This window comes from Pseudomonas sp. FG-3G, assembly GCF_901007645.1.
Classification (GTDB): domain Bacteria; phylum Pseudomonadota; class Gammaproteobacteria; order Pseudomonadales; family Pseudomonadaceae; genus Aquipseudomonas; species Aquipseudomonas rhizophila.
Window position 1 is genome coordinate 37,082 of sequence record NZ_CAAKGZ010000037.1, and the last position, 24,952, is coordinate 62,033.

23 protein-coding genes are annotated in these 24,952 nt (G+C 61.5%); 11 read left to right on the forward strand and 12 right to left on the reverse strand.

The window, feature by feature from the left end; all coding sequences use genetic code 11:
* Position 1 precedes the first annotated feature (1 nt).
* From PSEUDOMOFG3G_RS23825 to PSEUDOMOFG3G_RS23840, 4 genes are all read left to right on the forward strand, one after another.
* Entirely contained in the window at positions 2–1,618 is a 1,617-nt protein-coding gene (locus PSEUDOMOFG3G_RS23825; RefSeq protein WP_139051208.1) for a 5-oxoprolinase/urea amidolyase family protein, read from the forward strand.
* Entirely contained in the window at positions 1,615–3,354 is a 1,740-nt protein-coding gene (locus PSEUDOMOFG3G_RS23830) for a biotin carboxylase N-terminal domain-containing protein (RefSeq protein ID WP_139051209.1), read from the forward strand. The genes PSEUDOMOFG3G_RS23825 and PSEUDOMOFG3G_RS23830 overlap by 4 nt, the downstream gene beginning before the upstream one ends.
* Positions 3,355–3,506: 152 nt before the next feature.
* On the forward strand, positions 3,507–4,745 hold the full coding sequence (locus PSEUDOMOFG3G_RS23835; protein ID WP_076386434.1) for an OprD family porin: 1,239 nt from the start codon (positions 3,507–3,509) through the stop codon (positions 4,743–4,745).
* Positions 4,746–4,906: 161 nt separating this feature from the next.
* A complete protein-coding gene (locus PSEUDOMOFG3G_RS23840) occupies positions 4,907–6,148 on the forward strand; it encodes a TIGR03862 family flavoprotein (protein WP_139051210.1) in 1,242 nt (413 codons plus the stop codon).
* A 112-nt stretch (positions 6,149–6,260) separates the two neighbouring features.
* On the opposite strand, the gene PSEUDOMOFG3G_RS23845 is transcribed toward PSEUDOMOFG3G_RS23840, so the two are convergent.
* Entirely contained in the window at positions 6,261–7,598 is a 1,338-nt protein-coding gene (locus tag PSEUDOMOFG3G_RS23845) for a DEAD/DEAH box helicase (RefSeq protein WP_139051211.1), read from the reverse strand.
* 57 nt (positions 7,599–7,655) lie between these two features.
* Entirely contained in the window at positions 7,656–8,558 is a 903-nt protein-coding gene (yedA, locus tag PSEUDOMOFG3G_RS23850; protein ID WP_076386438.1) for a drug/metabolite exporter YedA, read from the reverse strand.
* A gap of 161 nt (positions 8,559–8,719) precedes the next feature.
* Between yedA and PSEUDOMOFG3G_RS23855 the strand changes: the two genes are divergently transcribed.
* On the forward strand, positions 8,720–9,172 hold the full coding sequence (locus PSEUDOMOFG3G_RS23855; protein ID WP_047229544.1) for an Lrp/AsnC family transcriptional regulator: 453 nt from the start codon (positions 8,720–8,722) through the stop codon (positions 9,170–9,172).
* 123 nt (positions 9,173–9,295) lie between these two features.
* Here PSEUDOMOFG3G_RS23855 and PSEUDOMOFG3G_RS23860 read toward each other — a convergent pair whose 3' ends face one another.
* The 3 genes from PSEUDOMOFG3G_RS23860 to PSEUDOMOFG3G_RS23870 form a co-directional block, all read right to left on the reverse strand.
* The gene (locus PSEUDOMOFG3G_RS23860; RefSeq protein WP_139051212.1) at positions 9,296–9,907 is read right to left on the reverse strand and encodes a PolC-type DNA polymerase III; all 612 of its coding nucleotides are present in this window, start codon (positions 9,905–9,907) and stop codon (positions 9,296–9,298) included.
* Positions 9,908–9,929: 22 nt separating this feature from the next.
* The gene (locus tag PSEUDOMOFG3G_RS23865; protein WP_003185707.1) at positions 9,930–10,409 is read right to left on the reverse strand and encodes an NYN domain-containing protein; all 480 of its coding nucleotides are present in this window, start codon (positions 10,407–10,409) and stop codon (positions 9,930–9,932) included.
* 125 nt (positions 10,410–10,534) lie between these two features.
* On the reverse strand, positions 10,535–11,296 hold the full coding sequence (locus tag PSEUDOMOFG3G_RS23870) for a DUF2076 domain-containing protein (RefSeq protein ID WP_139051213.1): 762 nt from the start codon (positions 11,294–11,296) through the stop codon (positions 10,535–10,537).
* A 178-nt stretch (positions 11,297–11,474) separates the two neighbouring features.
* Between PSEUDOMOFG3G_RS23870 and PSEUDOMOFG3G_RS23875 the strand changes: the two genes are divergently transcribed.
* Both PSEUDOMOFG3G_RS23875 and PSEUDOMOFG3G_RS23880 read left to right on the forward strand, forming a co-directional pair.
* Entirely contained in the window at positions 11,475–12,137 is a 663-nt protein-coding gene (locus tag PSEUDOMOFG3G_RS23875; RefSeq protein WP_076386444.1) for a hypothetical protein, read from the forward strand.
* Between the two features lie 91 nt (positions 12,138–12,228).
* On the forward strand, positions 12,229–13,308 hold the full coding sequence (locus PSEUDOMOFG3G_RS23880) for an endonuclease/exonuclease/phosphatase family protein (protein ID WP_139051214.1): 1,080 nt from the start codon (positions 12,229–12,231) through the stop codon (positions 13,306–13,308).
* Between the two features lie 59 nt (positions 13,309–13,367).
* Here PSEUDOMOFG3G_RS23880 and PSEUDOMOFG3G_RS23885 read toward each other — a convergent pair whose 3' ends face one another.
* The 3 genes from PSEUDOMOFG3G_RS23885 to hrpB form a co-directional block, all read right to left on the reverse strand.
* On the reverse strand, positions 13,368–14,528 hold the full coding sequence (locus PSEUDOMOFG3G_RS23885) for a mandelate racemase/muconate lactonizing enzyme family protein (protein ID WP_139051215.1): 1,161 nt from the start codon (positions 14,526–14,528) through the stop codon (positions 13,368–13,370).
* A 162-nt stretch (positions 14,529–14,690) separates the two neighbouring features.
* Positions 14,691–15,743: a LacI family DNA-binding transcriptional regulator gene (locus tag PSEUDOMOFG3G_RS23890; RefSeq protein WP_139051216.1), complete on the reverse strand. Its 1,053-nt coding sequence runs from the start codon at positions 15,741–15,743 to the stop codon at positions 14,691–14,693.
* Positions 15,744–15,853: 110 nt separating this feature from the next.
* On the reverse strand, positions 15,854–18,370 hold the full coding sequence (gene hrpB / locus PSEUDOMOFG3G_RS23895; RefSeq protein ID WP_139051217.1) for an ATP-dependent helicase HrpB: 2,517 nt from the start codon (positions 18,368–18,370) through the stop codon (positions 15,854–15,856).
* A 95-nt stretch (positions 18,371–18,465) separates the two neighbouring features.
* Here hrpB and PSEUDOMOFG3G_RS23900 point away from each other — a divergent pair, with 95 nt between their 5' ends.
* Together PSEUDOMOFG3G_RS23900 and PSEUDOMOFG3G_RS23905 are read left to right on the forward strand one after the other, a co-directional pair.
* Entirely contained in the window at positions 18,466–18,885 is a 420-nt protein-coding gene (locus PSEUDOMOFG3G_RS23900; protein WP_139051218.1) for a polyribonucleotide nucleotidyltransferase, read from the forward strand.
* Positions 18,886–18,913: 28 nt separating this feature from the next.
* Positions 18,914–19,807 carry a cation diffusion facilitator family transporter gene (locus tag PSEUDOMOFG3G_RS23905; protein ID WP_047229535.1) on the forward strand — a complete coding sequence of 298 codons (894 nt, stop codon included), beginning with the start codon at positions 18,914–18,916 and terminating at the stop codon, positions 19,805–19,807.
* A gap of 134 nt (positions 19,808–19,941) precedes the next feature.
* Here the strand turns inward: PSEUDOMOFG3G_RS23905 and PSEUDOMOFG3G_RS23910 are convergent, their stop codons facing one another.
* A complete protein-coding gene (locus tag PSEUDOMOFG3G_RS23910) occupies positions 19,942–20,922 on the reverse strand; it encodes a DUF6515 family protein (RefSeq protein ID WP_139051219.1) in 981 nt (326 codons plus the stop codon).
* Between the two features lie 415 nt (positions 20,923–21,337).
* Between PSEUDOMOFG3G_RS23910 and PSEUDOMOFG3G_RS23915 the strand changes: the two genes are divergently transcribed.
* Positions 21,338–21,817, forward strand: a complete 480-nt coding sequence (locus PSEUDOMOFG3G_RS23915) for an Lrp/AsnC family transcriptional regulator (RefSeq protein ID WP_047229533.1) — start codon at positions 21,338–21,340, stop codon at positions 21,815–21,817.
* 93 nt (positions 21,818–21,910) lie between these two features.
* On the opposite strand, the gene PSEUDOMOFG3G_RS23920 is transcribed toward PSEUDOMOFG3G_RS23915, so the two are convergent.
* Positions 21,911–22,822 carry a LysR family transcriptional regulator gene (locus PSEUDOMOFG3G_RS23920; protein WP_076386452.1) on the reverse strand — a complete coding sequence of 304 codons (912 nt, stop codon included), beginning with the start codon at positions 22,820–22,822 and terminating at the stop codon, positions 21,911–21,913.
* A gap of 109 nt (positions 22,823–22,931) precedes the next feature.
* A complete protein-coding gene (locus PSEUDOMOFG3G_RS23925) occupies positions 22,932–23,522 on the reverse strand; it encodes an NAD(P)H-dependent oxidoreductase (RefSeq protein WP_047229531.1) in 591 nt (196 codons plus the stop codon).
* A 196-nt stretch (positions 23,523–23,718) separates the two neighbouring features.
* On the opposite strand from PSEUDOMOFG3G_RS23925, the gene PSEUDOMOFG3G_RS23930 reads away from it, so the two are divergent.
* Complete coding sequence (locus tag PSEUDOMOFG3G_RS23930; protein ID WP_047229530.1) at positions 23,719–24,033, forward strand: putative quinol monooxygenase; 315 nt, start codon at positions 23,719–23,721, stop codon at positions 24,031–24,033.
* Here the strand turns inward: PSEUDOMOFG3G_RS23930 and PSEUDOMOFG3G_RS23935 are convergent.
* Entirely contained in the window at positions 24,023–24,787 is a 765-nt protein-coding gene (locus PSEUDOMOFG3G_RS23935; protein ID WP_139051220.1) for a sulfite exporter TauE/SafE family protein, read from the reverse strand. The genes PSEUDOMOFG3G_RS23930 and PSEUDOMOFG3G_RS23935 overlap by 11 nt on opposite strands.
* Between the last annotated feature and the right edge of the window lie 165 nt (positions 24,788–24,952).

Consider the following 24,952-nt stretch of genomic DNA (forward strand, 5'->3'; position numbering starts at 1 on the left):
CGTGCGTTTTCTACCGGTCAACCTGGACGCCCTGCTCGTCGAATTGAAAGACCTCGACGAGACACTGGCGTTGTTCGACGCCCTGATGGCCGAGCCGATTGCTGGCGTGGAGGAGATCATTCCTGCCGCACGAACGCTGCTGATCCAATTTCGCCCCAGCGCCATTGCGCAGCAGGCGCTCGTCAATCGTATCGCTAGCCAAGACCTGAGCCAGCGCCGCGCGATCGAGCATCGCCGGGTGGAAATTCCCGTCCATTACAATGGCGAAGACCTCGACGAGGTCGCCACGCTGCTGGGGATCAGCCGCGCCGAGGTGATCCAACGCCACACCGCCCATGACTACAGCGTGGCCTTCTGCGGATTCGCGCCGGGCTTCGCCTACCTCACCGGCGGTGCGGGTTTCCAGGTGCCTCGCCGACAAACTCCACGCACCCGCATACCCGCGGGTGCGGTTGCCCTGGCGGGGGAGTTCAGCGGTGTTTATCCCCAAGCCAGCCCCGGCGGATGGCAGATCATCGGCGTCACGCCTTTGCAGATGTGGGACCTGAACCGCGCTGAATCGGCCTTGCTGCGTCCAGGCTATAAAGTGCGCTTCACCGATGCTGGCCCGCTCCCGGCGGGTGGCCTGCCCGCCCCCACGGTACCGGCAAGTGCCGCCGCGCCCAGCGGCGCCTATCTGGAAATCATCACCCCCGGTTTGCACAGCGTATTGCAGGATATGGGCCGTCCCGGCCAGACCGGCCAAGGCGTATCCCGTTCCGGCGCGCTGGACCTGGGCGCGCTGCGGGCAGCCAACCGCGCGGTCGGCAACCGCTCGGACATGGCCTGTGTGGAATCGGTACTCGGCGGCCTGAGCTTCGTTTGCCATGGCCGTGCCGTGATCGCCGTCACCGGTGCGCAAACCCCGGTCACAATCACCAACACCAGTGGCCTGCAATGGCAGGCAAGTCACTACCAGCCCATCGAGCTGGACGCGGGTGACCGCGTCAGCCTGGGTTCCCCCCTCGCGGGGCTGCGCAGCTACCTGGCGATTCGCGGCGGCTTTGACGTCACTCCGGTGCTGGGCAGCCTGTCCACAGACACCCTGGCCCAGGTCGGCCCCCCGGCGCTCGCCGCCGGCGACCTATTGGGCTTTACGACACTGACAACGGGAACCAGCGTATCGCTGAACGAAGCCCCAGTCTTTGAGCTGCCTACTGCTACCAACATCGTCACCCTTGACGTGGTCATGGGACCGCGTACCGACTGGTTCACCGAAGACGCCATCCAGCGTCTGAGCAGCCAGCTCTGGCGCGTCACCTCACAGTCCAACCGCGTCGGTATTCGTCTGGCCGGTGAAATACCGCTAGCGCGCAGCAACCACCATGAGTTGCCCAGCGAAGGCACCTCCGTGGGCGCCATTCAGGTCCCGGCCAGCGGCCAACCGGTTCTGTTTCTCGCCGATCACCCGTTGACCGGTGGCTATCCAGTGATCGCCGCAGTCGCCAGCTACCATCTCGACCTGGCTGGCCAGATCCCTATCAATGCGCAGATTCGCTTCAACCCTGTGGACGGCTTCAAAGAGATTCAACCCGTTACGCAAGCTTCTTCAACTGCCGATGTGAAAAAAATTCCATGAAAAAATTACTGATTGCCAACCGTGGTGAAATTGCCGTCCGCATCGCCCGCGCCTGCCGCGACTACGGCGTGCAGTCTGTCGCGGTCTATGCCGACGCGGACATCGACGCCCTGCACGTGCGCCAGGCCGACGAAGCCTACTCACTGAATGGCCAGCGCCCGGCCGAAACCTACCTGGATATCGGCAAACTGATTGCCGTGGCCAAACGCAGCGGCGCCGATGCCGTGCACCCCGGCTATGGTTTTCTGTCTGAACGGGCCGATTTCGCCCGGGCGGTGATCGACGCAGGGTTGATCTGGATCGGTCCCAACCCGCAGACCATCGACGTGCTCGGCGACAAGGTCGAGGCGCGAAAAATTGCCCAACTGGTCGGGGCGCCTCTGGTAGCCGGTACGCCTGGCCCGGTCGAAAGCGCCGCCGAAGTATTGGCCTTTGCCGAACAGCACGGCCTGCCAATTGCCATCAAGGCTGCCTTTGGCGGCGGTGGACGCGGCATGAAAGTCGCCTGGCGCATGGATGAAGTGGCTGAATTGTTCGCCTCCGCCGTGCGCGAAGCGCAAGCGGCCTTTGGTCGTGGCGAGTGCTATGTCGAGCAGTTCCTCGACCGCCCTCGGCACATCGAAGCGCAGATCCTCGCCGACAAACACGGCAAGGTCGTCGTCATCGGCACGCGTGACTGCTCCTTGCAGCGGCGCAATCAGAAGCTGGTGGAGGAAGCGCCGGCGCCCTTTATCAGCGACGAACAGCGCCAGCGTATTCATCAATCCGCTCAGGATATCTGCGCCAAAGCCGGCTACGTCGGTGCCGGCACGGTGGAGTTCCTGCTCAGCCAGGATGGCACCCTGTCGTTCCTTGAGGTCAATACCCGCTTGCAGGTCGAGCACCCGGTGACCGAAGAGACCACTGGGGTGGATCTGGTGATCGAACAACTGCGGATCGCCGACGGTTTGCCGTTGTCCTTCAGTGAGACGCCGACCCCACGTGGCCATAGCTTCGAATTTCGCATCAATGCGGAAGACCCAGGCAAGGGCTTCCTGCCCACCCCCGGTCAGATCACCGATTTCCTGCCACCGTCTGGCCCGGGTGTGCGCCTGGACAGCGGCGTGATAAGCGGCTCGCGAGTGCCCAGCACCTTCGACTCGATGATGGCCAAACTGATCGTCACCGGCGCCACCCGCGAACAGGCTATTGTCCGCGCCCGACGCGCCTTGGCGGAATTCAACATTGAAGGCATTGCCTCGGTGCTGCCGTTCCACCGGGCCGTGATGGACCATGACGACTTCACCGGTGCCGATAAATTCGCCGTGCATACGCGCTGGATCGAAACCGATTTCGCCGAACAGATCACGCTCGCCCCACGTACCGCGGTATCGGCCGACCCAGGCATCCTGCGCACGTTTGTCGAGATCGACGGCAAGCGCCACGAACTGGGCCTTCCGGCTGCGCTGCTGCGAGGCGTCAGCCTGAACGCAGCGGGTACCGCCAGCGAAAGCACAGCCCCCTCCGAGGTCACTGATCCGCAGGCGGTACTGACGCCCGTGGCGGGTAATCTGCATACCTGGGTCGTCGAAGACGGCGAGTCGGTGAGCACCGGGCAAGTGATCGCGGTTGTAGAAGCCATGAAAATGGAAACCTCGGTCCTCGCACCTTGTGAAGGCCAGGTGCAGATCGCCAAACAGGCCGGCGACTATTTTGAAGCCGGCTCCGTCATTGGCCGCATCAAAACAGCTCTCTGATTTAAAACTTTTCTTTTCGCAGTCAGTACGCGCAACGGGGTAATAACCCGGTTGCCGCGTGCTGCCCGCAGAAAACTGTAGATGTAACTTTGCAATCAAAATAACGATAAAACCCAACACATAAATCTGCTGTTATCTGGAGCATAAAGAGCATGTCAATCAATAAGACTTTGGCTATTGCGGGTACTTGCGCGTTGATTTTCCCTTTTACGGCATCTGCAGATTTTATTGCCGACAGTAAGGCCAGTGTGGAACTGCGTAACTTCTACTTCAATCGTGACTTTCGCAACGGTCCTCCCACGGCCCAGCGGGACTCGGCAAAAGAATGGGCCCAGGGCGCCATGTTGCGATTCGAGTCAGGTTATACCGCCGGCACCGTGGGCCTGGGCATCGACGCGGTTGGCATGCTCGGCCTCAAGCTTGACGGCGGTGATGGTTCCGGTGGCACGGGCCTGTTGCCGGCTGACCTTAGTTCGAAAAACGGCCGCGGCTCACAGGACGAATATTCCAAACTTGAGTTGACGGCCAAGGCGAAGGTGTCGGAAACCGCTCTAAAGGTTGGCTCACTCGCCTTCCGTACGCCCGTGGTATCGAGCAATGACACACGCCTGTTGCCCTCCACCTTCGAAGGCGCGCTACTGACCTCCAAGGACATTGATCAGTTGGTCCTGCAAGGCGGCAAGCTGGAGCAAATCAAGTTCAACAGTTCCTCGAACTATCAGGACTTCACGGGTAACCGCATCGGCGGTGTCAGTGATGACTTCCGCTTTGCCGGCGGTACTTACAGTTTCAACAAGGCCCTTAGCACAAGTCTGTTCTACGGCAATCTGGAAAATGTCTACCGACAGTTCTTTGGCGGCGTCGTCTATGAAATCCCTCTTGCCGCGCAGCAGTCGCTGAAGTTCGATCTACGTTATTCGAAAAGTACCGATGACGGTAACTTCCGCCCCCTCGATAACCGCGCCGCGAACGGACTGGTTGCCTACACCCTGGGCGCCAACGTGTTCACCGCCGCCTATCAGCGCATGAGCGGTGACGATCCCTTCCCGTACATTGCCAATAGCGACCCTTACCTGGTCAACTTCGTCCAGATCAATGACTTTGCCAACACCCAAGAGCGCTCCTGGCAGCTGCGTTATGACTACAACTTCGCCGCGCTGGGCATTCCCGGGCTGACGTTCATGAGTCGTTATGTCCAGGGTGACAACGCGTTGGTCGGGGGCAGTAATACGGGCAAAGAGTGGGAGCGCGATACGGATATCGGTTACGTGGTCCAAAGCGGTTCGCTGAAAAACCTCGGGGTCAAACTCAGAAACGCTACGGTTCGTTCGAACTTCAGCAATGACCTGGATGAAACCCGCCTGATCGTCAGTTACACATTAGCGCTCTAAGAATCACCGCATCCCCCTGTGGGAGCGAGCCTGCTCGCGATGGCGGCTGATCAGCCTGCATGGATGTTGGCTGACAGATCGCTATCGCGAGCAAGCTCGCTCCCACAGGGATCTGTGCTGATAGAATACCCCGCTTATTCCCGTCCTCCGCAGCTCACGCCATGACCCCAACCGTCTGCCCCCATATCCCAAATGTCGCCATCATCGGCGGCGGCCCAGCCGGCCTGATGGCGGCCGAGGTGTTGAGCCAGGCCGGGATACAGGTCGACCTGTACGACGGCATGCCTTCGGTGGGCAGAAAATTCCTGCTGGCCGGTGTCGGCGGCATGAACATCACCCACTCGGAAGACTTCTCGCCGTTCCTGTCCCGCTACGGCGAGCGCGCGCCCAATATCGCCCCGCTGCTGCGGGCATTCGGCGCCAACGAGTTATGCCAATGGATTCACGGATTGGGCATCGAGACCTTTGTCGGCAGTTCCGGGCGGGTATTTCCTACCGACATGAAAGCCGCCCCGCTGCTGCGCGCCTGGCTCAAACGCCTGCGCGATGCCGGCGTGATGATCCATACCCGCCATCGCTGGCTGGGCTGGAACCCCGACGGCAGCTTGCTAGTCGCCGCTGCGGACGGCGAAAAAACACTGCGCCCCACTGCGACATTGCTGGCACTGGGCGGTGGCAGTTGGTCACGCCTGGGCTCCGATGGTGCCTGGATGCTGCCACTGGAACAGCGCGGTGTAGGCCTTGCGCCCTTGCAGCCGAGCAATTGCGGATTCGAAGTGCCGGCCTGGAGCGATCTGATGGTCAGCAAATTCGCCGGCGCCCCGCTGAAAAATATCGCCATCGGCCTGAATGACGATGTACCGCGCCTCGGTGAATGCGTGATCACCGCCACCGGCATCGAAGGCAGCCTGATCTATGCCCTGTCGGCGCCGATTCGCGAAGCCATCAACCAGCACGGTAGCGCGACGATCCATCTGGACCTGCTGCCGGGCCGGCCTGTGGATAAAATCCAGCAAGCCCTGAGCAAGCCACGCGGTTCACGCTCAATGGCCAAGCACTTGCACAGCCAGTTGGGGATCGACGGGGTCAAGGCCGCGCTGTTACGCGAACTCACGCCCGCCGATTGTTTTAGCGACCCGGCGCGGCTGGCCCAGGCAATCAAGGCCTTGCCCATCACCCTGGTGAAACCCCGCCCGCTGGACGAAGCCATCAGCAGTGCCGGTGGCGTGACCTTCGAAGCCCTGGACGAACGCCTGATGCTCAAGCAGATGCCTGGCGTGTTCTGCGCCGGGGAAATGCTCGACTGGGAAGCGCCGACCGGCGGCTATCTGCTCACGGCCTGCTTTGCCAGCGGCCGGGCGGCTGGGCTGGGAATGTTGGAGTGGTTACAGCGCAAGGTTTGAAAACCCAAGCGCGGCCATCGCGAGCAGGCTCGCTCCCACATTGACGGTATACACAAATCAAATGTGGGAGCGAGCCTGCTCGCGATGGCGGCCTATCAAACGCTGCGGGTCATCAAGGCTTACGCTTGCGCGGCCCGGTATTGAACACCGGCACTTTACGCACAGGCTTGACCGACGGTTCCACGGGTGATGCGTCGCCGCTGTCGACCCACTTGCCCAGGTTGCGCTTGCCGCCACCGCCCGAGGCTTTCGGTTTCTTCGGTTTTTTCGGCTTCTTGATAACCTGGCCGCTGGCATCGGTCTCCGGCACCCGGTGTTCAGGCTCGAAGTCCTGTTCCATCTGCCGTGGCAACGTCTGACGGGTCAGGGTTTCGATGGCTGACAGCAGATTCACTTCATCGGCGCAGACCAGGGAAATCGCTTCCCCGGTGGAACCCGCCCGGCCAGTACGACCGATACGGTGGATGTAATCCTCAGCGACGATCGGCAAATCGAAATTCACCACCAGCGGCAAGTCTTCGATATCCAGCCCACGAGCGGCGACGTCGGTGGCCACCAGGATCTGGATCTCACTGGCCTTGAAACGGTCCAGCGCGCGCTGGCGGGTGGCCTGGGGTTTATCGCCATGGATGCCGTCGGCATTGACACTCATGCCCTGGAGTTTTTCCACCAGCGCATCGACACCGTTGCGGGTCTTGGCAAATACCAGCACCTGTTTCCACTTGTTCTTGCGCATCAGGTGCACAAACAACTCTGGCTTGCGCTTCTTGTCCACCGTCACCACCCATTGCTTGACGGTGTTGGCGGCCACGTTGCGCGGGCTCACTTCGATGCTCAACGGGTCGTTGAGCATTTGCCCGGCCAGCAAGCGGATCGCGTCGGAGAAGGTTGCCGAGAACAGCAGCGTCTGGCGCTTCTTCGGCAGCGCTTTGTAGATACTCGCCAGTTCCTCGGAGAAGCCCAGGTCGAGCATGCGATCGGCTTCGTCCAGCACCAGGGTCTGCAGCTGATTGAACTTCAGCGCGCTCTGGCGGAACAGGTCGAGCAAGCGTCCCGGCGTGGCAACCAGCAGATCAACCCCTTTGCGCAGCTTCATCATCTGCGGGTTGATGCTGACACCGCCGTACACCGCATAGGTGCTCAACGGCAGGTTTTGCGCGTATTGGCGCACGCTTTCGTGGACCTGCTCGGCCAGTTCACGGGTCGGCACCAGAATCAGCGCCCGTACCGAGTTGGCGCTGACCTTCGGCCCCTCGGTAGTCAGCAACTGCAACAGCGGCACGGCGAAACCGGCGGTCTTGCCGGTGCCGGTCTGGGCCGCGGCCATCAGGTCGCGACCGGCCAACACCGCCGGCATGGCTTGGGCCTGCACCGGGGTTGGGGTCTGGTAGCCGAGCGTCTCGAGGGCGCGCAGCAAGGGTTCGATCAGGCCAAGGGTGGCGAAAGTCATGGAAGTACCGTAGGAAAATCAGCGCAAGGTGTGCAATGCGCGGCAGTTTACCCTAAATCAGGATTCGGCCGGCGCAGGCTTGGGTTTGCGCCACTGGGGCAATCCAATCAACACCACGGCACTGATGATCACCAACATCGCCAGGGCCTCTTCGATCCCGATGGTTTCACCGGCGAACACAATGCCCAGCAACACCGCCACCGCCGGGTTGACGTAGGCATAGCTGGTGGCCGCCGCCGGACGTACGTGCTTGAGCAGGTACATGTAGGCGTTGAAGGCAATGATCGAACCGAAGCAGGTCAGGTAAGCCAGCGCGATCCAGCCTTCCAGCGGCGGCATGCTGTCCAGGTGTTCGCCGCTGGCCACGCTGCCGATCAATAGCACCACACCGCCCACCAGCATTTCCACGGCACTGGCCATCGCCCCCGCCGGCAGCGGCAAGTGCTTGCTCAGCACCGAACCGAAGGCCCAGGACGCCGCCGCGAACAGCAGCAAGGTCGCGCCCAATGGGCTCGATTGCAGGTTGGAACCGAGGTTGAGCATGGCAATGCCGATCAACCCCAGCACAATCCCCGCCCACTCCAGACGGGTATTACGGGCGCCCCAGAAATATCCGCAGAGCAAGGTAAACAACGGCACCGTCGCCACGGCCAGCGCCGCCACCCCGGACGCCACACCCGTGTGTTCAGCGACACTGACCGCACCATTGCCGAAACTGAGCAACAACACGCCGATGACAGCCCCCGCCTTCCACTGCGCCCAAGTCGGTGCCGGCGCCCCGCGCCAGCGCAGGAAACCGTACATCAGCGAGCCGGCGATCACGAAGCGAATCCCGGCCAGCAGCAGCGGCGGCCAATGCTCCACACCGATGCGAATCACCAGGTAGGTCGACCCCCAGATGACGTACAAGGCAAAAAATGCAGCGATCAATGGCAAGGGGAAACGGCGTGGGCCAGGCATGGTCAGCTCGAAGTTAGGACAATGAAAGACGCTATTCTAGAAAGGCGACAGGCGGAAAATAAGTTACAAAACCTGTTTATCCGAACCGTACACTTTTAAAAACACGGAGATCAGCGTTATAAACCGTACTTTCGAAAGTCAGCCCCTTGGGAGCCCGAACCGTGGATAAATACGACCGCATGCTGCTCAGCGCCCTGTTGGAAAACGGTCGTGCGTCCTATGCCGAACTGGCCCGCAAAGTGAACCTGTCGGCCCCGGCCGTGGCCGAGCGGGTCAGCAAGCTGGAAACCAGCGGCGTGATCACCGGCTACCAGGCGAAAGTCGACATGGCGAAGATCGGCTTGCCGGTGCAGTGCGTCATCGAACTGCGCATGAACCAGCACGGCAACCAGAAGACTTACGATGAACTGTGCAGGATCCCGCAACTGACCGAATGCCACCGGGTGACGGGCGACCCGTGCGTGATCATGCAGGCGGCGGTCGGCTCGATGCCGGAACTGGAAGAGCTGATCAACCGCATCGCCAAGTTCGGTTTCAGCAAGACCTCGATCGTGCTGTCCAGCGCGATTGAAAAGCGGGTGCCGTTGGGGCAGTTGGAAGGCAACGGGAAGTAACACTGATCGAAACTGTGGGAGCGAGCTTGCTCGCGATAGCTTTGGATCAGCCAACATTCATGTTGACTGACACACCGCAATCGCGAGCAAGCTCGCTCCCACAGTTTTTGTTTTGTGGTGTGTTTAGAACCCGCGATGCCGCTTGAGGTGCTCGTTGATCTTCGCCGCCGGCACTTTCTGCAAACTGCACAGCAAATCGTGGGACAACTCCCGCAGCCCGTGCTGTTGCCGCAGTTGCGTCGCCAGGTGCGCGGTGAGGTTGGCGGCCATTTCGGCGTCGGCCATGGCCCGGTGAGCCTGGCCGGTGTGGGGCAGGCCGGCGAAGGTGTTGAGCGTGCCGAGCTTGTGGTTCGGCGCCATCGGCATCAGGCGCCGGGCCAGCAGCAGTGAACAGGCAAAATTCTGCAAGCGGGTGCGTTTGATCCGGCCTAGCTCGAAATCCCAGAACTTCTGGTCGAATGCGGCGTTGTGGGCCAGCAGCGGCGTGATGCCGACGAACTCGTTGACCTCGTTCATCACCTTTTCCGCCGGCGGGGCGCTGCGCAGCATGGCGTTGCTGATGCCGGTCAGTTGCTCGATGAACGCAGGCACGCGCACACCGGCGTTCATCAGGCTCTGATAGCGATCCACAATCCGGCCCTGTTCGAGAATCACCACGGCGATTTCGGTGGCCCGGCAACTGCTGCTCGGCGTGATGCCGGTGGTTTCAAAGTCGATGACTGCGATGCGTTCCAAACCTGTCTGAACTCCGTAAAAATCAATTCTTGAGCAGCAACGCGCCTTCGATCGGCACGTAGCGGCTGGCGGCGCGAATCAGCGAGTTGGCCGTCAGCCCCGGTACGCCATAAGCCACCGCCTGGACCCCGTGTTTGCTGATGATGCGTTCGAGCAGCATGTCGAAATCGCCATCACCGGAGGCCAACACCACTTCGTCAACGTGATCAGCGGCGTCCATGATGTCCAGGGTGATGCCCACATCCCAGTCACCCTTGGCCGAGCCGTCGCTGCGCTGGATGTAAGGCTTGAGCTTCACGACAAACCCCAGGTTGCGCAGGATCTGCTGGAATTGCTGCTGCTTGCTGTCGCCGCGATCGATCGCATACGCGTAGGCCTCGACGATCTGCCCCTGCTTGCTGACATCGGCCCACAAGGCCGCGTAGTTGAAATGGCAACCATAAGCCTGGCGCACGGTGTAGTAGAGGTTCTGGACATCGGCGAACACTGCGATTTTTTTCACCGCGTTTCCTCTTGAATGCACAAGCCGGCAGAGCGGGCCCGAAAAGTTGCCCAGTATGCCAGCCCAGAGGAATGTTCCGCGAATAATCGGTCCGAGGCACCTGGGCGCCCCGGACGAATGGCAGGTCAGACGAAGGAGTCGTCATCGCCGAAGAAGGATGAATCGTCGCTGTAGTCGGCGTCGGCGAAACCGCTCTGGTCGTTGCCATAGGCATCGCTACCAGCGACGTTTGAGTCATTGCCCCAGCCGCTGTCACTGCTTGCCGTGTCGTTGACCGGTTGGGCCGGCTCTGGCTCGATGACCTCGACGACTTCCTGAGGCTGCTGGGCACCGTGGAACAGACTGCTGATGCCCTGGGCCAGCATCACGCCCCCGGCCACGCCAGCCGCGGTTTTCAGCGCGCCGCTCATGAAGCTGCCGGCCCCTGGAGCCTGCTGTTGCGCGGCGCCGTAGTTAGCGGGCGGCGCGGCGTAGTTCTGCTGGGGTGGCGCATTGAAGCCAGGCCGCGCCGGTTCGCGCCAGCCGCCACCGCTGGCGGGCGAAGCGCCTGGAGCGGACGTTGGCCGTGGGTCGCGCGAGCTGCCACCGAAAATACTCGAGAGAAAACCACCACCGCTGGGCGCTGGAGGCTGTTGCCGGGCCTGTTGCAGGTCCGCTTGCAACTGCTCGATCTGCTGGGTCAGTTGCCTGTTCTGCTCGTCGAGGCTTTTGAGCGCCGTCTCTTGCACCAGAATCGCCTGGGTCATGAAATAGCCCGCCGCGGGCTGGCGGGTCATATGTTCCTTGATCCGCGCCTCGGCCTGGACATCGCGCGGGGCTGCATCCTTTTCGGCCTGTTGCAGCCGTGAAAACAGTCCATCGATCAGGGTTTGTTCTTCGCTGTTCATGGCGACCTCATCAGATTGCCGGGTAGAAAAACCATGCCGGCCCTACAGGACCGATGCCAGCCAGTAATGGGGCTGGGCACAGAGGTTTCAATGGTCTTTACCTGATGTTTACGTTTGCTTGTGCAGGCGCCTGATCGGTTAAAGTGTCGGACCGCTTTTTGACCTGCGATACCGACTCATGAATCCGTTTGACGTGCTGCGCGACTCTTTGTATTTCTTCAAACGCCATCTTGGCCGGATCGCCCAGCTGTGCCTGCCGCTGGTGATCCTCGAGGCCGTGCTGCAACAAGGCGTGGACAGCGCCGTGGGCCCCGAAGGTTTTTCCGGCTACAGCCTGATCGTCGGGCTGCTGATATACCCGCTCTACACCGCCGCGCTGATTCTGTTTCTCGACGCTCGCAGTCGCGGTGAATCGCCCCGTCCCCGTGACCTTCTCGCCACGGCCCTGACCCTGTGGCCACGCTTTGCCCTGCTGACCGCACTCAATACGTTGCTGATTCTGGTGGGCATTTCGTTGTACTTCCTGCCGGGCCTTTGGCTGATGGTGGTCCTGGCCTTTGGCGAATACCTGCTGGTGCTGCGCGGCCTGACTCCGCTGGCAGCAATGAAGGAAAGCCTGCGCCTGAGCCGCGGCAGTTTCTGGCGCATCCTGTTGTGCATTCTTTGCGTGATGGTCCCGCTCTGGCTGCTCAAGGGCGCCAGCCTGTCGGTGTACCCGCCGCCCCAGAACCCGTTGATCACCTTGCTGATCGACAGCGTTCACAGTTTCCTGCAGCTGTTCACCACCGTGGTGCTGTTCCGGATGTTCATGCTGGTCGCGGAAAAACCTGACAGCCGTTGACGACTGCTGCGCAGGTTACGGGCTTGGGCTCGGCGACTGCTCTCGGTTATGCTCGGGATCACTTTTGCGTATTGCCCATTTAAGTCGAGCCATGACCCGTCTATTGCGCTACACCTTGCTGGGCCTGTTGTTGATTCTCAGCCTGGCCGCCCTGTCGATCTATAGCCTGACCTGGCGCCCACAATCCCGGGAAGCACTGCCGGTCAGTTGCCCCGCCAACACCGCAACGCTCGTGCCTGGCCAGGCCTTGAAGGTGATGACCTGGAACGTCCAGTTCCTGGCCGGCAAGCGCTACGTGTTCTGGCACGACCTGGCCCAGGGTGACGATGAAAGCCCGACCCTCGAAGACATGGCCTTCAGCCTCGACGAAGTGGCAAGGGTCATTCGCGACGAGCAACCGGACGTCGTGTTGCTCCAGGAACTGGACGACGGCGCCAAGGCCAGCGACTACCAGAACCAGCTCAAGTTGTTGCAGGAACGATTGACCGACCTGTATCCGTGCAGCACCAGCGCCTTTGACTGGAAAGCCGATTTCATCCCCGACCCGCATATCTTCGGCAGCGTCGGCCGGCAGTTGGCGACGTTGAGCCGTTACCGCATCGATCAAGCGGAACGGGTGCAGTTGCCGGTGGCCGGGGCCAATTTCATCAGCCGTCAGTTCCAGCCGAAAAACGCTTTGTTGGTCAGTCACCTGCCGCTGAGCAGTGGTGGCCACCTGGTCGTGCTCAACACCCACCTGGAACGGGCCACGCAGCCGGATGAAACCCTGCCGAACCAGGTCAAGGCCGTGAGCAAGGTACTGGACAAACTTGAATCGCGAGGCAAACCCTGGCTGATCGGTGGCGACTTCAATCTGCTACCCCTGGGCCAATACCGGCGCCTGCCAGCCGCGCAGCGCACGCCCTACTCCGCCGACAGCCCTCTGCACCTGCTGTGGGACAAATACCCGATGATCCCCACCAACAACGAAGCCAGCGGCATCGATCGCAGCCACTGGCTGACCCACTACCCGAACGACCCCGGCCTCAACGGCCCTGACCGCACTGTCGACTACCTGTTCTACAGCCCTCGGATCAAGCGGGTCGAGGCTCGGGTGCGGCAAGACGATACCTTGCGTATCTCCGATCATTTGCCGGTGATTGCCCGATTCCTGTTGCCGGCCACGCCGTGATGCCAAGCCACATTCGCCGTCAGACGAGTGTGGCGCTGGTCCGAATCACCCACGCTTGATCAGGGACGAGTACCTGTCTCGGCTTCCTGAACCGTCCAGGGTTTGACTTGTTCGCTCAGCGTCAGTCCCAAACCGGGGCGAGTGGGCACCAACATCCGACCGTCGCGGGTTTCCAGACGCTCGTTGAACAGCGGCTCAAGCCATTCGAAATGCTCGACCCAGGGCTCGGTCGGATAAGCGGCTGCCAGGTGAACGTGCAGTTCCATGGCGAAATGGGGAGCCAGCATCAGGCCCGCCTGCTCGGCCATTGATGCGACCTTCAGGTAAGGGGTGATGCCGCCTACTCGTGGCGCGTCGGGCATCAGGAAATCAGCGCCGCGCTGCTTGATGAACTCGGCATGTTCAGCAACGCTGGTGAGCATTTCACCCGTGGCAATCGGTGTATCGAACTGCTGCGCCAACGCGGCATGGCCTTCAGCGTCATAGCAGTCCAGCGGCTCTTCAATCCAGATCAGGTTGTACGCTTCAAATTGCCGACACATGCGCTGGGCCGTCGGGCGATCCCATTGCTGGTTGGCATCCACCATCAACGGGAAGTTGTCACCCAAGTGCTTGCGCACCGCACTGACCCGTTCAATGTCGATGGCGCAATCCGGTTGCCCGACCTTCAACTTGATGCCGCCAATTCCCTTTTCTCGCGAGAGGTCAGTGTTCTTCATCAACTGATCAAGCGGGGTGTGAAGGAAGCCACCGGAAGTGTTGTAGCAACGCACCGAGTCACGTTGAGCACCGAGCAAGCGCGCCAGCGACAGGTTGGCGCGCTTGGCCTTCAGATCCCACAACGCCACGTCGAACGCCCCGATGGCCTGGGTCGACATACCGCTGCGGCCCACCGACGCGCCAGCCCAACACAGCTTGGTCCAGAGTTTGGCAATGTCACTGGGGTTTTCCCCGATCAGCGCCGGGGCGATTTCCTTGGCATGAGCGAATTGTCCCGGCCCGCCGGCACGTTTGGAGTAACTGAAACCCAGGCCCTGATGCCCATCGACGGTCTCGATTTCGGCAAACAGGATGGCGATTTCAGTCATCGGCTTTTGCCGTCCGGTAAGGACCTTGGCATCACTGATGGGATTGGCCAGCGGCAGGATGACCGAAGCGACACGAACCCAGGCGATTCGGTCGTCATCGGAGGACTTGAGCGATTGTTCTTGTACGAGCATGGGGCTCTCCTTGGACAGGCTCTGAAGGCGACGATGATTGCGCAATCATCACGAGACATAAAAAAGACCTTCGTCGATGCTTCAGAAGGTCTCTTGCCTCGATACTACACTGATTGCGCAATCATTCAATCCCGTAAATCCCCGGAAAATCGACTGCCAGGCTCAGGTACTGGCGCGGTCGATGAACGTGAAGCCGGTGTCAATTCGCACGGGTTTGAGATGGGCGCCGGGATTGTCGAATCGTTCAAGCAGTGCCTCAGCCACTTGCAGGCCAATCTTGCCGCCATCGACGCTGACGGTCGACAGTGCCGGGTAAACCTGCGCCGCGCTGCTGAGATCCCCGAAGCCCATGACGGCCAGCTCAGCGGGCACCTTCAAGCCAAGGCTGGCGGCTTGCGCCAACACACCTTGAGCCACGGTATCGGAGCTGCACACCACGATGTCGGGGCGCACCGGCAGATCCAGCAGCCGCCGCAGCCCCTCGCGCCCCACCTCCAGCGTGGCGGGGGGCGCCAGGACTTCCATGGGCACCTCTTCAATGCCCTGGCGCTGCAGCTCGGCGATAAGACTGTTGCAGCGACGCAGGCCACGCGGGTCGCTGATGGTCACCACGGAAAAGCGCTGGTAACCCTTTTCAAGCAAATGTCGCGCGGTCTCTTGCCCGACTTTTTCATGGGAGAAGCCAACCAGCATGTCCAAAGGGTCTTCACTCAGATCCCAGGCCTCGACCACGGGAATTCCCGCCTGGGCGAGTCGCAAGCGACTTGATTCGGTATGGAGCGTACCGGTCAATACGATGCCGTCCGGACGACGACCGAGTACGGCTTCAAGCAGTTTCTCTTCCTGCTCCGCGCTGTAGCCGGTCAGACCGAGCAGGGTTTGATAGCCCGCTTGGGTCAGGCGGTCCATCAGCGATTGCACGGTGTCTGCAAAAATGGAGTTAGCGATGGTTGGAAGGAAAATCGCCACCAGACGACTTTTGTTGCTCGCCAGGCTACCCGCCAGCATGTTCGGCACATAGCCCGATTGGCGCACCGCTTCGCGGACCTTCTCCCGCGTGTTCTCGCTCACCAGTTCCGGGCGATGCAAAGCCCTGGAAACGGTCATTGGCGAGACGCCTGCAATCTTTGCCACATCGATCAACGTCAGGCTCGAACCCCTGGTGGCCAAGGTCATCGGTGCCTGGGAGGTGGGCGCTGCTGGTTTCTTTGCCATGAACTGTTCCGAATCTGAAGCCAAGTAACCGGGACTGCGTATAAAGCAGTTGATGGGTCGGTGAATCTACCATTTGCGCCCCCGTGCTGGCGGGCCAAACCGGCGGTTTATCACTTGCGGGGTTTGATCCGGGCCGTGGCTTCGGCCACCAGCGGATCGTCCGGCCAGTAATGCTTGGGATAACGTCCCTTGAGGTCTTTCTTTACTTCGGCATAGGTGCTGCGCCAGAAATTCGCCAGATCCTGGGTCACCTGCACCGGTCGCCGCGCCGGTGACAACAGGTGCAGTTTGACGACCTGTCGGCCGCCGGCAATGCGTGGGGTGTCGGCCAGGCCGAACAGTTCCTGCAAGCGTACCGCGAGAATCGGCGGGTGTTCGCTGTAGTCCAGGCGAATCGACGAGCCCGAGGGCACGCTCAGATGATGGGGTGCCCATTCATCCAGCCGTTGCGGCAAGGGCCAGGGCAGCAGGTTGTGGACAATACTCGACAGGTCCAGGTTGGCGAAATGGCTGAGACGTGACACGCGTCCCAGGTACGGTATCAACCATTGCTCAAGCGTGTTCAGTAGCGCTCCGTCGCTGACATCTGGCCAATCACTCTCGCTCTTGGCCTCCAGGTCGAGCCGGCGCAACAGTGCCACCCGCGCCTGCCATTGCCGCAGCTCCGGCGTCCAGGGCAGCAACTCCAGTCCCTTGCGCCGTACCAGGTTCACCAGCGCCTGGCTGCGCGCCGACTCATCCAGGCCGGTCAGTGGCTCACGGCTGAGCACCAGTTCGCCGACCTTGCGCTGGCGCTCGGCCCGCAGCACGCCTTCACGCTCGTCCCAATCCAGTTGATCCACCGTGCGCACCTGTTCGGCCAACACCGAATCAAACAGCGCCGGCTCGAAATCCGTCGCCAGGTAGATTCGCTCTTCCCGCTGCCCCTGTCGGCTGCCCAGGTCGGCGATCACCAGCCACGGCTGTTTCATCAGGCTGTCCGCTTCGGCAAACAACGCTGCACGGCCGTTGGCCAGGCGATACTCCGCCCCGCCGGGCCGCCGCTGTTGAGCGACGCGATCCGGGTAGGCCAACGCCAGTAAAGCGCCCAGCCAGCGCGGATGTTCGGGGTCGGCGACGGCGTCTTCGGCTTTGCCCCGCAGGTAACCGCGATATTGCCGGGCCAGTTGCCGCGCCCGCTGTACCCCGCCCTGGGCGCCACGGGCCGCCCGCTCTTCACCGGACAGCAACGCCAGGCGCGTGTGCAGGTCCGCCCCGGCGCCACGCAGAATGTCTCGCTCACCCAACAGCGCCGCGACGTTGCACGCCATGTCCGCCAGCCCCAGCGACTGCCCGCGCAGCAACAAATGCGCGATGCGCGGGTGAGCCGGCAGTTCGGCCATGGCTTGGCCATGACGGGTCAGTTGCTCGCCGTCCAGCGCGCTCAGGCGTTGCAGCAGCTCCTGCGCCTGGGCATAAGCGGCGGTGGGCGGGATGTCGAGCCAGACCAATTGCTGCGGCGTCACGCCCCAACGCCCCAATTGCAGAGCCAGCCCGGCCAGGTCCGCCGAAAGAATCTCTGCGCTGCCATAAGCGGCCAGTTGTTCGTGCTGGTCTTCGGACCACAACCGATAGCACACCCCCGGCTCCAGACGCCCGGCCCGCCCGGCCCGCTGAGTGGCGCTGGCCCGGGAAATCCGCTGGGTGTCGAGGCGGGTCATGCCGCTGCCCGGATCGAAACGTGGCACTCGCGCCAATCCGGCATCGATCACCACCCGCACGCCATTGATGGTCAGGCTGGTTTCGGCGATGTTGGTGGCCAGCACCACTTTGCGCTGGCCGGGCGGCGCCGGGTCGATGGCCGCGCGTTGGGCGGCGAGGTCCAGCTCGCCATGCAACGGACAGAGCAGCACATTGCCGCCTTCACCCAAGGCATCGGCCAGTTGCTGATGAACCCGGCGGATCTCCGCTTGCCCAGGCAAGAACACCAGCACGCTGCCGGTTTCATCGTGCAGCGCTTCGAGCACGGTCTGCACTAGGCGCGGCTCGATGAACTCGCCGGGCTGGAACGGCCGGCCCCAGCGCACCGTCACCGGGAACATGCGCCCTTCACTGCGCAGGATCGGCGCGTCGTCCAACAACCCGGCCAGGCGCTCGCCTTCCAGAGTCGCGGACATCAGCAGGATTTTCAGCGGCTGGTCGTCGCGAAACAGCTCGCGGCCATTGAGACTCAAGGCCAGGGCCAGGTCGGCGTCGAGACTGCGTTCGTGGAATTCATCAAAAATCAGCAGCCCCACGCCCTCCAGCGCCGGGTCGTCCTGCAAGCGGCGGGTGAGGATGCCTTCGGTGACCACTTCAATGCGGGTCTTGGGGCCCACCTTGCTGTCGAGACGAATTCGGTAGCCGACGGTTTCACCGACCTTTTCCCCCAGCTCGCTGGCCAGTCGCTCGGCCGCCGCCCGTGCCGCCAGGCGCCGGGGCTCAAGCATCAGAATCGTCTGCCCGGCCAGCCAGGACTCATTCAACAGGGCCAAGGGGACGCGGGTGGTTTTACCAGCGCCGGGCGGCGCTTCGAGCACGGCTTCGTGACGCGACGCCAAGGCTTGACGCAGGGCAGGTAAAACTTCATCAATCGGCAAAGAAATCATGCTGGCTCCAAAACAGAGGGCCGAGTATAACGGCGAACTGTTTAGCGTGGTCTGGACTCCAACCAGCAACGCCTTTACCTGCTCAGGAGATTGCTATGCGTATTCCCTTTCGCGTGATCGGCGGCGTTCTGGTCGCCTCCCTGCTGACCCAGATCAGCGCCTGCGGCTCGATCTTCTACCCCGACCGTCGCGGCCAGATCGACGGCAAGATCGACCCGGCGATTGCCGCGCTGGACGCCGTCGGCCTGCTGTTCTACATCATCCCCGGCCTGATCGCGTTCGCCGTGGACTTCGCCACCGGGGCGATTTATTTCGAGCCCGGCAGAAGCGTCCAGATCGAGCCAGAAAAGCTCAAGCCGGCGATCAACGCCGACGGCAGCGTCAACAACCAAAAGCTGCAAGCGATTTTGGAGAGCGAACTGGGCCGCAGTTTCCTCCTGGACGACCCACGTTTGATCCAAAGCAAGGGCAACGCCCAGCAACTGGCCGCCCTCGGGCTTAAACCGGCCGCGTGATGGGCGCTATTGAAGGAACGACCGCGCCATGACCACCAGCACCGAACATGCCCGTCTGCTGCGTCTGGCCACCCGTGCTTCGGTGGCCGTGGCGCTTATTCTGGTCATTGCCAAGGCACTGGCCTGGTGGCTGAGCGGCTCGGTGAGCATGCTCGCCGGCCTGACCGACTCGGCGCTGGACGGCGTCACGTCGCTGCTCAACCTGCTGGCGGTGCATTACGCATTGCGCCCCGCCGACGAGGACCATCGTTACGGCCACGGCAAAGCCGAGTCCCTGGCCGGCATGGCCCAGGCATTGTTCATCGGCGGCAGTGCGGTGTTGATTGCGCTACAGGCGTTTGAGCGTCTGAAAAACCCGGTCCCGGTGGAAGCGGCCTGGCTCAGTGTCGGCGTGATCGTATTCTCCCTGGGGCTGACCCTGGCCTTGTTGGCGCTGCAACATCGGGTCGTCCGCGCCACCGGCTCCAACGCCGTGCGCGCTGACTCGCTGCACTATCGCTCGGATCTGTTGCTCAACGGCAGCATCCTGGTCGCCCTGGTGCTGGCCGGGTTGGGCTGGCATCAACTGGATGCCTGGTTCGGCCTGGGCATCGCCGTCTACATCCTGTGGAGCGCGATCCAGATCGCCCGGGAAAGCTTCGCGGTATTGATGGATGAGGAACTGCCGCCCGACGTCAGTCAGCGCATGCTGGAACTGGCCTGCGCGGTGCCCGGGGTACTGGGTGCCCACGATCTGCGCACGCGGATCTCAGGTAACCATTGGTTCGTGCAACTGCATCTGGAATTGCCGGGAGAACTGACCCTGTCAGTGGCCCACGGCATCAGCGACCAGGCCGCCGATGCCATACACCGCGCCTATCCGAAGGCGGAAGTGTTGGTGCATGCCGATCCGTCGGAAGTGGTGAAGCGCACCAGCGCCTGACGCCGAACACAGAACCCCGTGGCGAGGGAGCTTGCTCCCGCTGGCCTGCGCAGCAGGCCCAAGATTTTACGGTCGCTGCGCAACCGAGCGGGAGCAAGCTCCCTCGCCACAGGGGAGTGTTTTCTTTCGAGTGATCAGTACGTCACCTGATACCCACGACTGCTCAAGCAACTCCCTTGGGCCTGACGATAGGTCTGTACCACTTGCGGCGCGGGCGGGTAGGTGTAGTTGCGCGGATCGAAACCGCTCTGCTGCACCGCCCAGCGATAGCATTCGTAGCCATCCTGATTGACCTGCTCGGGAGACTGGCCGTTGGCTGGATAAGCCACCACATCGTAGCTGTTGCCTTGGGGCTGGGGCTGCGGGTTGCTCACCGGCGCGTCAACGACGACGTAGTCCCGGGTGTTGGCTTCGTAGATGTAATAGGCACCGGCGGCGAGGAAAAACAGCGAGCCGCCGATCCAGACTTCCCGGGCATAATCGGGCAGATAACGGGTACGGATTCCGCGCGGCGGCTCAACCACGATATAGCGCGGCCCTTGGGGGCGATACCAGTAACCGCCCGAATAAAAATAGTCATGGCCACGGTAAGGCACGCGGTAGTGACGATCCGGAAAACGATCGATTACATACCCAGGACGATATTGCGGCCCCGGCCCCCAGCCGTTGCCATGACCGTCCGGCCGACCGGACCAGTGCTGATCAGGGCGAGGGTCATGGCTGGGGCGTGGGCCACCGCTCGGATAGCCATCACTGCGGCGCGGAATATCGCGGTAGTAACCCGGCCTCGGCTCCTGAGTCTGGGTCACGCTGTCGGGGCGGCCCTGGATCGGCAGGCTGTTACCCGGTGGCTGCGGCGGACGACCATTGGGGTCTTGCGGCGGGCGGTTGTAGGGCTGGCCGCCTTGAGCGTGAGGCTGGACCTCAAACTGGCGGCTGTTGTCGCCGCGAATGATCTCGTTGCTCTGTGGCCGGGGTTGGCCTGAATAACCCTGGCCATTGCCACCTCGCCCCTCCGGGCCGCCACGGTTTTGCTGATCGTCGGCCACTCCCTGCGCACTGACACTTGCCCACAACAGACCAACACCTGCCAAACGCCAGATGCGCGACTTCATGAAATTCCTCACAACGGTTCAGGGCCTGATGAATGAGACTGGAAAAGCCTAGGCCGGTTCTGCGACAGATTATCAGTCGCCGCCATTATTTCGCAGGCATAAAAAAGGGAGGCCCGTCGGCCTCCCCTTGAGAACTTCGTCCGTGCGCGACGCTTTTGACGTCGGCTCACCTCACGCCGTCTTCTGGACAGTGTGCAGCTCGGGGGTCTGCCAGACACCGGTGGGTGCTGCGACCGCGGCCGGCCGGATTAGGCGGGCCGCACTGGACTGTTTGTCCGAGCAGTGATCTTGGTGATAAGAATAGGCTCGGAGCACCGACGAATGATTGCGAAGATTGCGTAAATAAACATCACTTGCGCAATTTTTTACCCGCGATAGATAATATCCAGCAATTATCCAGACAAAGGCCCGACCAATGAGCAAACTCGACCGTTACGACCTGAGCATTCTGGCGGAATTGCAGCGCGACGCGCGCATCTCCAATCAGGAGCTGGCCGAACGCATCGGCCTGTCGCCGTCCCCCTGCTCGCGGCGGGTCAAGCAACTGGAAGACGACGGCTACATTACCCGTCAGGTCGCCCTGCTCGACCGCAAAATGCTCGGCCTGAGCCTGACGGCCTACGTGCTCATCGGCATGGACCGCCACACCCCTGAACGTTTCGAGAACTTCGAAGCCGCCATCCGCAATTTGCCCCAGGTGTTGGAATGCAGCCTGGTGACCGGCATGGATGCGGATTACCAGCTCAAGGTCGTGGTGCCGGACATGGACCATTATCAGAAACTGCTGCTGGGGCACCTGACCCGGATTGACGGGGTCACCAGTGTGCGGTCCAGCTTCGTGTTGAACCAGGTGCTCAACAGCACCGAACTGCCGCTGACTCATCTGCGCGGCTGACGACAAACGAGCGCCGCTTCACAGCCGCTCACCGACGTACGCGCGCATCGGCCAGCCCCCGAACCCAAACCACACTCGCCTTGAAGCCACGAATCAGCCTTTGAATTCCCGCGAGGCGTATTCGGCGAGCTTGCCCTGGATGAAGTCCAGAAAGCACTGGATCCTCAGGGCCAGTTGGGAGTTGCGGTAATACACCGCGTTGATCGGTTGGCGATATCCGCTGTTGGCATCGGCCAGCAGCACCTTGAGCTGGCCGGCACGGATGTCTTCACGGGTCATGAAGTCCGACAGGCACGCTATGCCCTGCCCTTGCAGCGCCAAGTGACGCACGGTTTCGCCACTGGACGCGCTGATGGCAGGCTGGATCGGCCAACGATCACCGTGCTCGTGACGCAGCGGCCACTGATTGAGGCCCTCATTCTGGGCAAACCCCAACAGTGCATGCCGGGCCAGTTCGGCGACAGTGGCAGGTGTACCGTGCTGCTTCAGATAGGCCGGGCTGGCCAGGATATGCAGCGGACTGCACCCCAGTGATCGGGCATGTAGCGTCGAGTCGCTGAGGGTGCCGATGCGGATCGCTATGTCGGTACTTTGCTCGAGCAAATCGATGATCAGGTCGTTGCTGTTGAGTTCGAGCTGGATATCCGGGTAGAGCCCGCGGAACTCTTCGATATGCGGCACGATAGCGTGCAACATGAAAGGCGAAGCCGCATTGATCCGCAACCGCCCCGCCGGGTTTTTCTGGCGAGACGACAGGCGCTCCTCCAGCTCATCCATCTGGTCGAGAATGCCCTTGGCCTGCTCGAAGAAATACTTGCCCTCTTCGGTCAGGTCCATGCGCCGCGTGGTGCGGTTGATCAGCGTGGTATCGAGCTTGGCTTCCAGGCGCGACAAGGTGCGACTGACCGCAGACGGCGTCTGCCCGACCTGCTCGGCGGCGGCGGATATCGAACCGCACTCGATCACGCAGACGAAAATCTGTAATTCGTCGGATCTGGCTTTCACGCATCCCCCTGTCGACTGCGCTCTCTTGTGGCGAGGGAATCTATCCTCGCCGGGCCGCAAAGCGGACCCGAGCCCCAGGATAGTATCGGGATACGTGACAAAAGAAAGGTCACGCCTTCAGGCCGAACACCTCAATCAAGTGCTGCTCATAACGCGCCACATCGGCCTCGATATTCGGGCGTTTCATCACGTCCACAGACAGGAAGGTTGGCAATCCGCTCATGCCCAGGAACTGGTTGGCCTTGTGGAACGGGAAGTACACAGCGTCCACACCCTTGGCTTCAAAGAAGTCGGTCGGGTCATCGAAGGCTTGCTGCGGGGCGTTCCAGGTCAACGACAACATGTATTGCTTGCCCTGTAACAAGCCACCGCTGCCGTATTTCTGCGAAGCATCGGAGCGGGTGCGGCCGTCGCTGGCATAGAGGCTGCCATGGCCTTCGGTGAAGACCTCATCGACGTATTTCTTGACGGTCCACGGCGCGCCCATCCACCAGCCTGGCATCTGGTAAATGATCACGTCGGCCCAGAGGAATTTGGCAACTTCTTCCTTGATGTCGTAACCACCGTCGATGAACGTGGTTTTCACATCGAACCCGCCACGGTCCAACACGCTGACCGCCGCATCATGGAGGGTGGCGTTATAGCGACCGTCGGAGTGAGCGAATTGTTTACCACCGTTGAGCAGCAGGACTTTTTTCATGGAGAGCCTCATCGGATTCCAGGGGACACGGTTGAACGGTCACCCAATGGAAAGATTGAAAATGATGGCGGCAGAGTACCGATGAGCTTGCGGCGGAGTAAGCGCTGCAACGGCAAAACTGATTTGACCTATACGCACGAATAGGCAGCCAATTCTTGCCGTAGCATTCGCATACTTTTATTCAGGAGCCACTCCAATGAGCGAATTGCACGGTTTCATTTTGCACGCCAAGACCCGTCCGGAAAAAGCCGAAGCCTTCGAAACGCTGTTTCGTGCCTACGTGGAGCCGAGCCGTGCCGAACCCGGTTGCATCGAGTATCACATGCTGCGAGACCGGCAAGACCCGACCCTGTTTATCTTCTATGAGATCTGGCAATCCCAGGCTCATCTGGACGTGCATTCGAACCTGCCGCACATGAAGCAGTTTTTTGAGCAGCGCATGGAATACCTGGAGCGCGATTTCGAGATCCGCCGCGTCGACATGCTCAGCCCGTCCTCGGCTAGCCGCTGATCAGCAAATGGCCGCCGAGCACAGCGAGGCCAATGAAAAATACCCGCCTGAACAGCACGGCGCTGATGCGCTGACGCAGCCATTGCCCCAGCCACATCCCCAACAGCGCTGGCGCCAGGGCCAGCACCGAAGCACTTAATTCGCCACCGCCCAAGGCGCCGCGCCACAGCAGGCCGGCCGCCAGGGCCAGTGTCGAAACCGTGAATGACAACCCCAACGCCTGCACCAGTTCGTCCTTGCTCAAGCCCAACGCTTGCAGGTACGGCACCGCCGGAATGACGAACACACCCGTCGCACAAGTGATGAGGCCAGTGAGCAGACCGCAGAACGGTGCGAGCCACGGCTCAACACTGGCAGCGACCCGCAATGTCGGCAGCAACAGCCCGCTCAGCGCGTACAGCAATAACGCGCCACCCAATGCTCGCACCGCCCAAGGTCCCCCCACCGTATCGAACCACAACGTGCCCAGAGCGGTGCCGATGCAAATCGCCAGCAACAGTGGCCACAAGCGCCTGATCAGGGTTTGCAGATGACCGCCAAAGGTCAGTTGCCAGATATTGGTCAGCGTGGCCGGGATGACGAGCAACGCCGCAGCCTGTGTCGGAGCCATAGCCAGGCCGAGCAGGCCCATGGAAATGGTCGGCAGGCCGAGGCCGATCACACCCTTGATGGTGCCGGCCAGCAGGAAAGTGCCTATGACCAGCAAAGAAAGGGCAGGGCCAAGATTTTGATAGAAAGCCATGAGTGTGTTCATGGGGCTATCGTGGGCCCTGGCGGTCGGGTTTTGAATCTGCCATATACTGAGATAGCCTCTGGCCGAGCAAGAGGCTGAAGAATTTGCTGAGGCTGTAGACGCCATCGCGAGCAGGCTCGCTCCCACCTTGGATCCTGCATTGTTCTCGTGGGAGCGAGCCTGCTC

Bases quoted from the DNA above. Each gene is read 5' to 3' on its own strand.
- PSEUDOMOFG3G_RS23830 (WP_139051209.1), top strand. From the start codon at position 1,615: ATGAAAAAATTACTGATTGCCAACCGTGGTGAAATTGCCGTCCGCATC.
- PSEUDOMOFG3G_RS23835 (WP_076386434.1), top strand. From the start codon at position 3,507: ATGTCAATCAATAAGACTTTGGCTATTGCGGGTACTTGCGCGTTGATT.
- PSEUDOMOFG3G_RS23840 (WP_139051210.1), top strand. From the start codon at position 4,907: ATGACCCCAACCGTCTGCCCCCATATCCCAAATGTCGCCATCATCGGC.
- PSEUDOMOFG3G_RS23845 (WP_139051211.1), bottom strand. From the start codon at position 7,598: ATGACTTTCGCCACCCTTGGCCTGATCGAACCCTTGCTGCGCGCCCTC.
- yedA (WP_076386438.1), bottom strand. From the start codon at position 8,558: ATGCCTGGCCCACGCCGTTTCCCCTTGCCATTGATCGCTGCATTTTTT.
- PSEUDOMOFG3G_RS23870 (WP_139051213.1), bottom strand. From the start codon at position 11,296: ATGAACAGCGAAGAACAAACCCTGATCGATGGACTGTTTTCACGGCTG.
- PSEUDOMOFG3G_RS23875 (WP_076386444.1), top strand. From the start codon at position 11,475: ATGAATCCGTTTGACGTGCTGCGCGACTCTTTGTATTTCTTCAAACGC.
- PSEUDOMOFG3G_RS23880 (WP_139051214.1), top strand. From the start codon at position 12,229: ATGACCCGTCTATTGCGCTACACCTTGCTGGGCCTGTTGTTGATTCTC.
- PSEUDOMOFG3G_RS23885 (WP_139051215.1), bottom strand. From the start codon at position 14,528: ATGCTCGTACAAGAACAATCGCTCAAGTCCTCCGATGACGACCGAATC.
- PSEUDOMOFG3G_RS23890 (WP_139051216.1), bottom strand. From the start codon at position 15,743: ATGGCAAAGAAACCAGCAGCGCCCACCTCCCAGGCACCGATGACCTTG.
- hrpB (WP_139051217.1), bottom strand. From the start codon at position 18,370: ATGATTTCTTTGCCGATTGATGAAGTTTTACCTGCCCTGCGTCAAGCC.
- PSEUDOMOFG3G_RS23900 (WP_139051218.1), top strand. From the start codon at position 18,466: ATGCGTATTCCCTTTCGCGTGATCGGCGGCGTTCTGGTCGCCTCCCTG.
- PSEUDOMOFG3G_RS23905 (WP_047229535.1), top strand. From the start codon at position 18,914: ATGACCACCAGCACCGAACATGCCCGTCTGCTGCGTCTGGCCACCCGT.
- PSEUDOMOFG3G_RS23910 (WP_139051219.1), bottom strand. From the start codon at position 20,922: ATGAAGTCGCGCATCTGGCGTTTGGCAGGTGTTGGTCTGTTGTGGGCA.
- PSEUDOMOFG3G_RS23915 (WP_047229533.1), top strand. From the start codon at position 21,338: ATGAGCAAACTCGACCGTTACGACCTGAGCATTCTGGCGGAATTGCAG.
- PSEUDOMOFG3G_RS23925 (WP_047229531.1), bottom strand. From the start codon at position 23,522: ATGAAAAAAGTCCTGCTGCTCAACGGTGGTAAACAATTCGCTCACTCC.
- PSEUDOMOFG3G_RS23930 (WP_047229530.1), top strand. From the start codon at position 23,719: ATGAGCGAATTGCACGGTTTCATTTTGCACGCCAAGACCCGTCCGGAA.
- PSEUDOMOFG3G_RS23935 (WP_139051220.1), bottom strand. From the start codon at position 24,787: ATGAACACACTCATGGCTTTCTATCAAAATCTTGGCCCTGCCCTTTCT.